The sequence below is a fragment of the Legionella bozemanae genome, assembly GCF_001648595.1.
Classification (GTDB): Bacteria; Pseudomonadota; Gammaproteobacteria; order Legionellales; family Legionellaceae; genus Legionella; species Legionella bozemanae.
Map to the genome: position 1 here is coordinate 30,218 of NZ_LBAW01000027.1, position 11,607 is coordinate 41,824.

Genomic DNA, 11,607 nt, shown 5'->3' on the forward strand with positions numbered 1-11,607 from the left:
GAAGCGCAGCGGAACCCGGGAGTTTTGTGCAAACTAACCCGGGTTCCGCTGCGCTTCACCCAGGCTACAAAAACTCCAAAATTTACGCCCCCTATCTAAAAGAGCGATGCCATGGCAATAAAACTTATCATTGGTTTGCGCAACCCAGGATCAGCATATGAACACACTCGTCATAATGCCGGTGGATGGTTAATCTCTGCCCTAGCTCAGCGACACAGTGTCTTTTTTAAGCTGGAAAAAAAAATGCAAGCCGAATTGGCTGAGTTGGAGTTAAATCAGCACACAGCCAAATTAGTTTTGCCCATATCCTTTATGAATTATAGTGGCCAACCTACCCGGCTTATCAGTCAATTTTATCGAATTCAACCTCAAGAAATACTGGTTGCACATGATGAATTGGATTTACCTCCAGGACGCATTAAACTTAAAACAGGTGGAGGTCATGGCGGTCATAATGGGTTAAGAGATATAATAGCCCAATTAGGGAGCACAGAATTTCACCGCTTACGAATTGGAATTGGCCATCCTGGACATAGAGATTTAGTTCATCAATTTGTGCTTGGCAGACCTTCTGCACAAGACAGGCAATTAATTTATGATGCAATTGATAGAGGTATAGCGGCAATGCCTTTAGTCTTCTCAGGCGATTTAGCCAGGGCAATGAATCAATTGAACGCTTAGGAACTGCTTACCCGATGAAAAAATTCTCGTTGGATTTGCACGCAGTTGATGCGGGGTAACAGTTAGTTTTAGTTTTTAACAATTTAGAGGTACTACACATGGGATTTAAATGCGGCATTGTGGGCTTGCCCAATGTTGGTAAATCAACTCTGTTCAATGCACTTACCAAAGCAGGTATTGAAGCAGCAAACTATCCTTTTTGCACCATTGAACCCAATGTAGGGATAGTTACTGTTCCAGATCCTCGTCTTGATGCTTTGAGTGAGATAGTAAAACCACAACAAGTGCTCCCAGCTACCATGCAATTTGTTGATATTGCGGGGATCGTTAAAGGTGCATCCAAAGGTGAAGGTTTGGGTAATCAGTTTCTAGCCAATATTCGTGAAACCGACGCCATTGCTCATGTGGTACGTTGTTTTGAAAATACTGATGTGGTCCACGTGGAAGGCCATGTCAAACCACTAAGTGACATTGAAGTAATTAATACAGAGCTGGCTTTAGCAGATATGGAAACACTTGAAAAAGCCATATTAAAAACAGGAAAAAATACTCGTAGCGGTAATAAAGAAGCTATTTTTGAAATGAAGACTTTGGAAAAAATCAAGGCACATCTGGATGCAGGTCATCCTGTCCGTACGCTTGAATTAAGTACTGAAGAAGAGCCTATTGTACGCCGTCTTTTTTTACTCACTGCCAAACCCGTGCTTTATATTGCTAACGTCGATGACAATGGTTATGAAAACAACCCATTGCTTGATCAAGTTCGTAACTTGGCCCTACAAGAAAAAGCCAGTATTGTTGCTCTATGCGCGGCAACTGAAGCGGAGCTAGTTGAGCTGGATGAAACAGATCGCCAAGAGTTCATGGAGGATTTGGGGTTAAGCGAACCCGGATTACATCGGGTGATCCGTGCAGGTTATGAATTGTTGGGATTACAAACTTATTTTACTGCTGGAGTAAAGGAAGTAAGAGCCTGGACCATTCCTAAAGGAGCTACCGCACCACAAGCTGCAGGAGTCATTCACACAGACTTTGAAAAAGGATTCATCCGCGCGGAAGTCATAGCATATGATGCATTTATCACTTATAAAGGTGAGCAAGGAGCTAAAGAAGCCGGAAAATTGCGTCTGGAAGGTAAAGATTATGTCGTTTGCGATGGAGATGTAATGCATTTCCGATTTAATGTATAAGCCAGGGTGTAACAGTCCCTAAAGTTAAGCCTACTTTTACTTGACAATTGGCATGCCCAACCTTAGCATTTGTTGATTGAATCGTAGAGGAAAAACAATGGCGATTGACAGTATACGCGCGCTAGTTAGTGACGATTTTAATGCAGTTAATACTTTAATTGTTAATAAAATTGAATCACAAATTGGCTTAATTGATGATATGTCTCACCATATAATAGAAAGTGGCGGCAAAAGACTACGACCATTGTTGGTTCTTTTAACAAGCAATGCATGCGGTTATCAAGGTAATGAGCATATTACTTTGGCCACCATGGTAGAGTTCTTTCACACCGCTACTTTACTGCACGATGACGTCATTGATGAATCTACTTTAAGGAGAGGACGTCAAACAGCAAATGACATTTGGGGCAGCAAAGCAAGTATTCTGGTGGGTGATTATCTCTTTACCCAATCAATCGAGTTAATTGTTGATTCTGGTAATTCAGACGTACTGAAGCTTTTTGCCAAAACAGCACTCGAGATCAGTTGTGGGGAAGTCAAGCAACTATCGAATCGCCACAACCCTGCATTAACCTTTGATGAGTACTTTGATGTAATTCGTGCAAAAACAGCCCTTTTATTTGCTGCTGCTGCGTGTATAGGCCCTATGATTTGCCACTCTTCCAAAGAAATGCAAGACAGTCTCTATGCCTATGGCCTGCACTTAGGCAATGCCTTCCAACTCATAGACGATGCCCTGGATTATTGCTCTAATGCCAAAACTATTGGTAAGAATATAGGGGATGATTTAGCGGATGGAAAAGCTACATTACCTTTAATTTATGCATTACAACATGGCACTGAACTACAAAAGCAACAAATCATGGAAAGCCTTAAAAAAGGCAGTTTAGATTTCTTACCCGAGATCCTTGTCGCTCTGGAAGAAACAAAAGCAATAGAATATACAAAAAAAATAGCCGCACAAGAAATCGACAAGGCATTGTCTTCTTTGACACTATTACCCGCTTCAAAATATAAAGACGCGCTTATCAATTTGGCTCAATTCGCTTTGCAACGAAGCTATTAATTTTTAGCGTTAAATAGCGCCTTGTAGCGTACTACGTAAATTTATTGCACAACACGGAGTGTAGCTCAGCCTGGTAGAGCACTGCCTTCGGGAGGCAGGGGTCGCAAGTTCGATTCTTGTCACTCCGACCAATCAATAAGTTACGAAATTTCATGAAGATAATTTTATAGCGTGCACGTAGGGTGCTAATTAAACGAGTCTTGGTAATATAAAGACTATTAACAATCCCTTTTCACAAAGACCTAGTAATAATTAAACCCAATCACCTACTGGCCATGACTTGTTCATGACATTCAGACGATCTTAATTAATGATTAATGGAAGTCCTCATCAAAATTCACGGAATTTAAAAGAAAACTCTTATCTAATGATGGTGAAGTCACGATGAGTTAATGGTGAAAAACACAAATCAATAACATTTAACCATAGGAAAATAAAGACATTTTTATTTACCATTCACCATATCATTCACCACAAATCATCGTGTTTATTGCATGGAATTTTCATGTTTGTGATTGATAAAATACTATTTATATAGTTGTCTTTCCCATGAACAACTTTTTATCTCAGTCTGCTTTCACAGTAATCAGGCTTATTATGGTAGTAAAGTTATATTGCCCTCTTCCAGTATTACTCTATAAGAATTATTGAGTATTCCTCCCTCAATGAGCCACTTTTTATCAAAGCACAATGTGATTATTCTTTCTTTGATTGGCCTGATACTTACAAAGCAGGAAGACTGTCATGTGGAATGAGCAATAAATAAAAAATATTTAAGCAAGGTATCAATAATTTTAAAGTATGTCTTAACTTATAACAAAAAATTAGAATAGAATCAGCGCTAATATTTTTTTGCCTTCGTTTAAGGGTCGTTTGACATTATTATGAATTTTATTGAATATTCTAAAGATTTAAAAGAAATCAAACCCGCACAAGAAGTCTTCGTTGCATTTCTAGATATACTCGGCTTCTCGGATTTTGTACGGAGAAATACCCATGATAATTTGATTGCTATTTATCAATCACTTTTTCGCCCTATAATTGACATGTCGCTTACCGAAGCCGCTGAGCAAATTACGAGAAACTCCTCATGGATTGAACAGGTTATAAATGCCGATACGCAAGAGCTTTTAGCTCCAAAGTTGGATAATGTGACTCTTAACTGTCTAACTATTTCTGATTCTATAATTCTTTCCACTAGTGGCAATGTGTTTACAGATTTTTTGACTTTGCTAGCCACAGTAAGAAACTTAATGGCTAGGGCATTATACTTTGGCTTCCCATTGCGAGGTGCTATTACTCACGGTATGCTAACTTTAGATGGTAAAATAACCCCGGAAAATCCGAATATTATTCATCATCAAATGCTGGGTTTGCCAATTGTAGAGGCTGCTAGTCTCGAAAAAAGCCAACAGTGGTCAGGTTGCACAATAGATGCAAGCGCAGCTGAAAAAATTGGTCCCAAGTTGATGAGGCTTGATCCTGTGTTCCTAACATTATACGAAGTTCCTATTAAGAATAAAGATAAAAAAATAATGCCTGTGGTCAACTGGGTTCAAGGTATTTCAGATAATGACAAGCCGCAGATTGATGCTAGAAAAATTAGAGAGGGATTTTCTGCACACGGAAAAAGCATTGACTCTAATGTTGAGAAGATAATTTTAAATACAATTGATTTTTTTAAAAAAATGACCAGTCATCCAATATATAAAAACGAAATAATCCCAGAAGATTATTGGGATTGCATAGTTGAAGTAATAAAATCGGACTTTGTAAGGAGTTAATTCTTATTGAGATTATTTACCCCCGAATAGTTTAATTTTAGAATTAATCAGACTTTTAATGAATCATTGGGTTGATTAAGCTCGATGGCTTCCCCACCAGCATTCTTCTGATTTCAAAATAAAACTTATTTCATTTAATAGGGCTTTATTTTTATTGTATAAATTTAGAACTTTTCTCTTAAATTCCAATTATTGTTTTAAGGATTTCTTCTAACTCTTTCAGCCCCTCTTCAGGTAGTGATGAGGTAAAGTGCTCTTCATTAATTAATGAGATTATTTTATTAGTATCTTTACACTTAAAACCTGTCGGCAAATAATCTTCCAATGAACCTTTTCGAAGAATAAAACAATTACTTTCCTTTTGTTCATTTATAAAATCATTAATAACTTTTTCTTCATCTGAGTTTAAATCTTTTCTAATTTTTTGATGACGAGTTTTTAAATAGTCCCGAAAATTCTGTAAGTCTTCGAAATTTTTTGTATCTATCGCATCATCAAGCATTTTAATCAATTTTACTCCATCCTTATTCCCAATCTGGCACAAAGACTCTCTAAGTTTTTTATAGTCTGGAGTTAAAAGCTTTTTAATATCTGATGAGCCTATGTTTAGAGCATAATCCAAATCTGCTATTATATTGCTTTTAATACACAATAACTGAAGTAGTTTACTATAATGTTCAAAACTTAATTTACCTCCAACGTCTATAAATTCAATTATTTTAGAGTTTGAAGTTAATCCAGAGTACTCATTCGCTATATTAAAATGATTAAATAAAGCCTTAAAAAATATACGATCTGACGGTCCTTCTACCAAAGTAACCTCATCCGCAAAAAAGATAACTTCATTGTTCTGACTATTAATCATCTTCAAGAGTTGTTTAGCCTGTGGTAGGTCATCTTTATTTAAGCGAACAATCTGACTTTGAACCTTATTATTATAAACCCTAGATACATATTCTATAGAATGAGGAGTTATAAAGGATGGAGAATGAGTGGAAATTATAAACTGATTACCTGTTTCTTTAGACAATTTAATAAAGAGGTCAAATAATGACTTTTGCCATTGTGGATGAAGATGAAGTTCAGCTTCATCAATAATTATTATTGCATCAGACACGTTTAAAAAATAAATAGTGAATAAATAGGTCAATAACTCAATTTCCCCAGAAGAGGCCGAACCGATCGGAAACTCTATTCCATTTTTTTTAAGTTTTAAATCATAATGATTCTTATTAGGGTTAATACATTCAATCTCCCAGCTATACCCAATTTTCTTTAAAAATGAATTGAGCTCTTTAATAGATTTTTTTTCATTTAAATACTCCATTGGTTTTACCTGAGTATCTAAAAGAAGGCGATATTTTTGAATTATTTGTCCAATAGCAAAATTAATGATTGGAGAATTCGAGCGTGATGTAGTAGATCCAATTTGTTTATTTAATTCATATTCATCATATTGATGCAATTCAATATCAGTTTTGAAATTTAAACCTCGATTAGCTGACAAAAATAAAAAAGGAGTTACAAGGGGTTCATCATAGTATTCATCCCGAATTTTTTCATATCTCTCATATAGAGATAAATAAGTGTGAAAGAATTTAGCACCTTCCTCATTCTCAGAAGTAGGAATAAAGGCGTTATCTGAAAATCTAAGTTTGTATTTAAATTTTTTCCCGGGTTGAATTAATTTTAAATCCCAATTTTCCGTTAGAATAGATAGGCCTGCTTTTTTATATTTGTCACCTGAAATTTCCTCTAAGCGTTTTGCGTTACTCTGCATTTCCTCCATTTTTTGTTTATCATCCGCGGTACACTCTATCTCAATTTCAATAAATTGAGGTTGATTTTTTCCTGAGCTATGAGGCTCTAGAATCATGCCATTAAGTTTTTCATTATAAAGGTATTCAACTTGTTGCGAGGTATTTGATTCTTGTGGATATTGAGAGCCATACAAAAACTTCCTTATTACAATAACTAATATATCTAACAGATTTGATTTTCCTCCACCATTTGGTCCAATAATGATAGAAATATTACTATCCAAAATTAATTCAGCTTTATTTAAAAAACTTTTTACATTTTCTACAGTTAATTTGCAAATCCGCATTTTTATCCAATAGTTATATTTAGGCTGTTGATACTTCCATTATGATTGTAAACAACTCGAATTCTTTACCCAATTAGCGCTAGCTAGCTTTCCGTAATGCTTCTATTACCGCATGCGGATTTCTATCAATAACAGTTAAATAAGCTCGGGTAGGTCCTTCAGGTAATCGCTCTCCTCTTTCCCACTTTTCTACTGTTCGTATGCTAAATCCAAATTCCTCTGAAAATTTCTGCCTACTCATGTGAAGCTCTTTCCGAATTGCGGACACATCTATTACAGAGGGAACCTCTATTTTATGAGTTATTGCCCCATTTTTATTTTGTTTTGCATACTCTAAAGCCTCTTCAACTCCTTGAATTAAACTTTTTCCTAATTCACTCATGATTATTCTCCTTATACGCGTCAATAATTTTGCCTATAATCGATTTAATAATATTTTTCTCTTCTTATGTTAGATTATCTTTTTGGTTCTTTCCGTAGACTGTTAATAAAAAAATGGGAATGGTTTGTAGTAAATTACTCTTACCCCCGCCTATCTTCCCTTTATTACTGTCTCCAGTCCATCTAATTTTTCTAACACCTTCAGTTCCGACAATCAAATCATCTTGTAAAGGAAATTCGGCTATGTAATCTATAAAAGATTTTTTAGATTCCTCATCCATACATGATTGTGATTGCTTAATAAATTCAGGCAACTCAACAAGAGTTTGTAATATTTTTTTATTTTCATAATGAAGACCATAACCCCATTGGGGTTTTTTGCTGTATTGAAAACGGGGGTTGTTTACCTTTTATAAATCTAAGAATTTCTTCATTTTCGAGCCAAGAACTCTAGACAATCCAGGCAAAAATCTCCCCAATCTGGATTTGATACTACATTAGTTGAAGAGCATTCTTTGTTTGTACAAACTAAACTTGATAGGTAAAACTCATTTTGACAAATAGGGCAAAATAAAATGCTTTTTCCTTTATTTTTATTATCTAAAAAGTAAGCAAACTTGCATTCATCCGTAATATTATAAGCCGCCATATTAGAATAAGAACACTCAGGACATTCATAAAAGCTCTTTACAGCGATATTCAATAAATCGCACGTTTTATCTATCCCTAAGTATTTTTTGAATAAATGTAAATACCTCCAAAGCACAACAGTATCTGAACCTGATAACTCTTCGTTTGGGATATAAGGTTTAACTTCGTTAAGCCATGAGTTTTCCCAAAAATCATTAAGAAAAATGAAAATATATTTTGCTATTTCTTCAGGTAAAAGAACTTTCGTATAAACACCATGGACAATGGAATTTCTTATTTTTTTAAGAAACTTCATGTCATCTATTAGAGGTTGAGTAAATTTTTTTTTCTTTATTTCAGAATAAATTTTCAATAATGAATCAAAACCGTGTAAATGAAGTTCGCTAAATTCTTTATCATCCCATTTTTCTGGATTTGAAGAGATTATTAAGTAAGGAGACTCAGTGCAAATTTCCTTTTTTAAAAAATTTTCTATACTCTGAAACAATAAAATTAGAATTGCATATAGTTGTTCTTGATTTTGATTTATATAATCATTAACAAATATTTCCTTTTCTGATATCTCTTCTTCTGCCTCTGAAATCTGAGTTAAATAATTATCAAAAAAATAAAATTGATCTAGACAGAACAAAAAAAGCCTTATACCAAGTTTTTCGAATACAATTTTATCTGGTAAATTTTTAAGCATACAAGTCCCTTTTCATCTTTAGAATATAAACTTTAAATACAGATTCAAGTATATTGCATGCTGCAGAAACAGCTTCTTTAGGTTCAGTATATATTTTGGTCAGTGCGCGTTGAAACTCTTCTTCAATAGAAGGCACATCTCGGGTCTTAATTATTTCCCATAAATGTTTACTTGGAGCGGACTTTCCGTCATGAATAATACCTCCTGTTATGTAAGTTAAATTTGATTTTTCTAACTGACGTATCAATTTTTCTTTTAATGCTTTTAAAGAATTTGGCGATGGTTCTATAGGAAATGCCGCATCTAGTTCAGAGTTTTCTTCTACCTGCAAATCCATATAATTTTCAATTAGTTTTCCTAAAACAATTAATGGGGCACACGATTCATTATTAATTCTTCGTAGCCATTCCTGCACTTTGGCAAATGATTTGACAGTATTGATATAATAGGTTGTGGTATTTTGGGTTTCACAAAATTCTTCTTATTCAAAATTGCTTTTATTGAGCAATTATAACCTCAATTATTATATTTCAAAGAAATGTGTTTTTGAGATATAACAAATTCACAAAATAAATGATTATCCTATACTTGTATCTATAAATAATTACAAACAGTCTCATATGAAAGCCCAAAATGAAATAGCAAAATTTTACAGCCAATTAGAAATCATAGGACTTGAACAAGTAAAAATTAATCTTGCCCAAGGAGTGTATGGGACTGAAAAAAAGAAAAAACTAGTAGAAGCATGGATAAATATCAATAAAGAAGCTTCTGATAATCAACATAAGGAACAAAACATTTCTATTGCAGAAGAGGCAAATCAAATTGCAAGAACAAGTAATAAAATATCCTGGATTTCATTGATTGTTTCTGTATTAGCCATCCTAATTTCAAGTTTAGTAGCAATATTTAAGTAAACTCAAGTTTTCTTTTATTACTTAAGTCTATGATGCAATATTGAGGCTCATTTGGAAACATCCACAGCAAGCATAGCCTTGATGGAGGCGTAGGCGGAATCAAGGTTTTCCTTTTTGAGAAAAAAATTTTGCTTATTAAAAGAGAAGCGATAATTTTGTTGAAGAGAAATATATTGACCTCCGGGAAATAAAACCTTGATTCCGCCTACGCCTCCATCAAGGCTACACTGGCTGTTCTTGGAACACAAATTTTGGCAACCTTACTTGCTGTCTATGAAACCTCTGGGTTGGGGCTGGGCGTTGTTTGTTTGAGGTTATGCGTTTGTCTGGTTCTTGATCAATGATTGGTTGAAGTTAATCGCCTATTGGTTTTTTGATTCAAGTGAATCCAATAAGTCAGACTTAATATGAGATCGTTGCCATGAGTCAACCAAGAAAATGCTCGCATGCCAACGCCGTTGAATATTTTAAATTTTTATGTAAAAGGTAAAAAATGAAAAAATTCCGAATAAAGCATCCAGCTGTCATCACGTGTATCCCTACCCGCCTGCTTCGCTGCATGGCTAAAATCATTGATGAGAATATTGGGGGTATAGTAAATGATGGAGATATTTTCTCTAAAGTATTGGGTACGATGCAGCCAGTATTTTTCTAAACATGAAAAAGCCAGATTTATGGCGATTAAATCAAATTGCTCCTTCTGGATAAACTGTACTATTTCTTCCGCTTTGTCTGCGTGCATGACACTATACCCCAGATAGCGAAACAAACGCAGTACAAGGACAGTAGTTGATGGATTGTCATCAATCAACAAAATATGAGGGGGCCAATTGGATGTGCGTTTCTCCATGGATAAGTTCCTTTTTGCAATAACAATCTGAAAATATTTCAGGAAACGTACCACGCACGCTGCACGAACACATTCTGAGGGGAGAAAATCAACGAGGCGACCGCAGTGCTCCATTGATTCTCGAACCAACAGAACATGCCCCGCACATGTCACACATGATCACCGGTTACGAAATTGTAACCGACGATAAATATGATAAACTGTACTTAGCCATGATTCTAGTTGACGCTAGGATTATGGTTAGTGCAGCGCTGGTGTTCGTAGCACCGGCGCGGCACGCTTCAAGATTAGTTTAGGTCTCTTTTAAACAAAAAGTCAACCAATCCTATGCGTTATAATGGCCCAATGAATCCTCAGATTTTTAAATTTTAATCTCCGATTCATTGAATTAAATAAAAAACGCCCGTGGCTTGCACTACAAACGTGTAAGCCCCCCCCTAGGGCCTCATCACTCTTTTTCCGCCTCGTGATGACATGATGACTCTTTTTTTGACATACGTACAAATAAATATCATAGACGCAAGAAAACAAACTGTAAATCCTCCATCAATGCCACATAAACGGAAAGCAACACTAATTCTTCGAGAATATTAAGAAAAAATTTTTTTGAATTTTTTAGCTATTTATTATTCTTTAGAGAATGTTGGTGATATAAATTTAGCTGTATACTAGGGGTAACTGGGTATCAAAAAAAGATGAAGGGTGTAGAAGCATCATTGATCAAATATAACCCGCTCTATCCATTCTCCTCGTGGATTATTAGAAATATCGAAAAAAGCTCATCGGATATAAAAATTGAAATTTTACCAGGAATTTCAAGCTTAGATTGCTTGTTCTGTGATTTGCGTGTGGATCCTGGATCTTGTGGAATTCAAGCTTATGAATCAACAGAATTTATTAATAAATAATTACAAAATTAACTCAGATAGTCATTTGGTTTTATGGCAAATAGGGGTAATTGGTATAAATACCATTATTAATGATAAGAAAGCGCTTGATTGTCAAGCTGAGCGAATGCACGCATTGCGTAAAATGAAAGAAAAATTATTAATATGGTATGAAGAAGATCACCCTATTATTTTATATACTGCATCAATGTATCCCTCTATATCTTTTGAGAGAGTAGATAGTTCAATCTCTCAATTAGATAAAATAGTGATCCATCGATTATCTACAGCTTATATTCCACCAAAGATCAACAATCCATAGCGTAGAACATGTCATGTATAAAGGCACGTTCAGTTTTCAAGTGCGAATTTCCCCTTGCGGATTTAAGCGCTCTTTGTACTCAT

13 protein-coding genes and 1 tRNA gene are annotated in these 11,607 nt (G+C 35.0%); 8 read left to right on the plus strand and 6 right to left on the minus strand.

The window, feature by feature from the left end; translation table 11 throughout:
- The first annotated feature begins 111 nt into the window (after nucleotides 1-111).
- From pth to A8O27_RS15645, 5 genes are all read left to right on the plus strand, one after another.
- Entirely contained in the window at nucleotides 112-681 is a 570-nt protein-coding gene (gene pth / locus A8O27_RS15625; RefSeq protein ID WP_058457932.1) for an aminoacyl-tRNA hydrolase, read from the plus strand.
- A 98-nt stretch (nucleotides 682-779) separates the two neighbouring features.
- Nucleotides 780-1,871 (plus strand): redox-regulated ATPase YchF, encoded by a 1,092-nt coding sequence (gene ychF, locus A8O27_RS15630; RefSeq protein ID WP_058457931.1) that lies wholly within the window; start codon nucleotides 780-782, stop codon nucleotides 1,869-1,871.
- A gap of 97 nt (nucleotides 1,872-1,968) precedes the next feature.
- Nucleotides 1,969-2,937 carry a polyprenyl synthetase family protein gene (locus A8O27_RS15635; protein WP_058457930.1) on the plus strand — a complete coding sequence of 323 codons (969 nt, stop codon included), beginning with the start codon at nucleotides 1,969-1,971 and terminating at the stop codon, nucleotides 2,935-2,937.
- 54 nt (nucleotides 2,938-2,991) lie between these two features.
- Nucleotides 2,992-3,068, plus strand: a tRNA-Pro gene (locus A8O27_RS15640).
- Between the two features lie 753 nt (nucleotides 3,069-3,821).
- Complete coding sequence (locus A8O27_RS15645; RefSeq protein WP_058457929.1) at nucleotides 3,822-4,721, plus strand: hypothetical protein; 900 nt, start codon at nucleotides 3,822-3,824, stop codon at nucleotides 4,719-4,721.
- A 178-nt stretch (nucleotides 4,722-4,899) separates the two neighbouring features.
- Here the strand turns inward: A8O27_RS15645 and A8O27_RS15650 are convergent, their stop codons facing one another.
- The 5 genes from A8O27_RS15650 to A8O27_RS15670 form a co-directional block, all read right to left on the minus strand.
- Complete coding sequence (locus A8O27_RS15650) at nucleotides 4,900-6,828, minus strand: AAA family ATPase (protein ID WP_058457928.1); 1,929 nt, start codon at nucleotides 6,826-6,828, stop codon at nucleotides 4,900-4,902.
- Between the two features lie 79 nt (nucleotides 6,829-6,907).
- Nucleotides 6,908-7,210: a helix-turn-helix domain-containing protein gene (locus A8O27_RS15655; protein ID WP_058457927.1), complete on the minus strand. Its 303-nt coding sequence runs from the start codon at nucleotides 7,208-7,210 to the stop codon at nucleotides 6,908-6,910.
- Nucleotides 7,211-7,274: 64 nt separating this feature from the next.
- Nucleotides 7,275-7,490 (minus strand): hypothetical protein, encoded by a 216-nt coding sequence (locus A8O27_RS15660; RefSeq protein ID WP_064115121.1) that lies wholly within the window; start codon nucleotides 7,488-7,490, stop codon nucleotides 7,275-7,277.
- A gap of 149 nt (nucleotides 7,491-7,639) precedes the next feature.
- Complete coding sequence (locus A8O27_RS15665; RefSeq protein WP_058457926.1) at nucleotides 7,640-8,548, minus strand: hypothetical protein; 909 nt, start codon at nucleotides 8,546-8,548, stop codon at nucleotides 7,640-7,642.
- Nucleotides 8,541-8,885 carry a hypothetical protein gene (locus A8O27_RS15670; protein WP_058457925.1) on the minus strand — a complete coding sequence of 115 codons (345 nt, stop codon included), beginning with the start codon at nucleotides 8,883-8,885 and terminating at the stop codon, nucleotides 8,541-8,543. Before A8O27_RS15670 ends, A8O27_RS15665 begins: the two co-directional genes overlap by 8 nt.
- A gap of 283 nt (nucleotides 8,886-9,168) precedes the next feature.
- Here A8O27_RS15670 and A8O27_RS15675 point away from each other — a divergent pair, with 283 nt between their 5' ends.
- Entirely contained in the window at nucleotides 9,169-9,465 is a 297-nt protein-coding gene (locus A8O27_RS15675) for a hypothetical protein (RefSeq protein WP_058457924.1), read from the plus strand.
- Nucleotides 9,466-9,940: 475 nt separating this feature from the next.
- Here A8O27_RS15675 and A8O27_RS15685 read toward each other — a convergent pair whose 3' ends face one another.
- On the minus strand, nucleotides 9,941-10,315 hold the full coding sequence (locus tag A8O27_RS15685) for a response regulator (RefSeq protein WP_058457922.1): 375 nt from the start codon (nucleotides 10,313-10,315) through the stop codon (nucleotides 9,941-9,943).
- 695 nt (nucleotides 10,316-11,010) lie between these two features.
- Here A8O27_RS15685 and A8O27_RS15690 point away from each other — a divergent pair.
- Nucleotides 11,011-11,223: an SAM-dependent methyltransferase gene (locus tag A8O27_RS15690; protein ID WP_058457921.1), complete on the plus strand. Its 213-nt coding sequence runs from the start codon at nucleotides 11,011-11,013 to the stop codon at nucleotides 11,221-11,223.
- Nucleotides 11,195-11,524, plus strand: coding sequence for an SAM-dependent methyltransferase (locus tag A8O27_RS15695; RefSeq protein WP_058457920.1), 330 nt, complete (start codon nucleotides 11,195-11,197; stop codon nucleotides 11,522-11,524). The genes A8O27_RS15690 and A8O27_RS15695 overlap by 29 nt, the downstream gene beginning before the upstream one ends.
- Nucleotides 11,525-11,607 lie beyond the last annotated feature (83 nt).

Bases quoted from the DNA above. Each gene is read 5' to 3' on its own strand.
- A8O27_RS15650 (WP_058457928.1), bottom strand. From the start codon at position 6,828: ATGCGGATTTGCAAATTAACTGTAGAAAATGTAAAAAGTTTTTTAAAT.
- ychF (WP_058457931.1), top strand. From the start codon at position 780: ATGGGATTTAAATGCGGCATTGTGGGCTTGCCCAATGTTGGTAAATCA.
- A8O27_RS15645 (WP_058457929.1), top strand. From the start codon at position 3,822: ATGAATTTTATTGAATATTCTAAAGATTTAAAAGAAATCAAACCCGCA.
- A8O27_RS15670 (WP_058457925.1), bottom strand. From the start codon at position 8,885: ATGGATTTGCAGGTAGAAGAAAACTCTGAACTAGATGCGGCATTTCCT.
- A8O27_RS15675 (WP_058457924.1), top strand. From the start codon at position 9,169: ATGAAAGCCCAAAATGAAATAGCAAAATTTTACAGCCAATTAGAAATC.
- A8O27_RS15685 (WP_058457922.1), bottom strand. From the start codon at position 10,315: ATGGAGAAACGCACATCCAATTGGCCCCCTCATATTTTGTTGATTGAT.
- pth (WP_058457932.1), top strand. From the start codon at position 112: ATGGCAATAAAACTTATCATTGGTTTGCGCAACCCAGGATCAGCATAT.
- A8O27_RS15655 (WP_058457927.1), bottom strand. From the start codon at position 7,210: ATGAGTGAATTAGGAAAAAGTTTAATTCAAGGAGTTGAAGAGGCTTTA.
- A8O27_RS15695 (WP_058457920.1), top strand. From the start codon at position 11,195: ATGAATCAACAGAATTTATTAATAAATAATTACAAAATTAACTCAGAT.
- A8O27_RS15665 (WP_058457926.1), bottom strand. From the start codon at position 8,548: ATGCTTAAAAATTTACCAGATAAAATTGTATTCGAAAAACTTGGTATA.
- A8O27_RS15660 (WP_064115121.1), bottom strand. From the start codon at position 7,490: ATGGATGAGGAATCTAAAAAATCTTTTATAGATTACATAGCCGAATTT.
- A8O27_RS15635 (WP_058457930.1), top strand. From the start codon at position 1,969: ATGGCGATTGACAGTATACGCGCGCTAGTTAGTGACGATTTTAATGCA.
- A8O27_RS15690 (WP_058457921.1), top strand. From the start codon at position 11,011: ATGAAGGGTGTAGAAGCATCATTGATCAAATATAACCCGCTCTATCCA.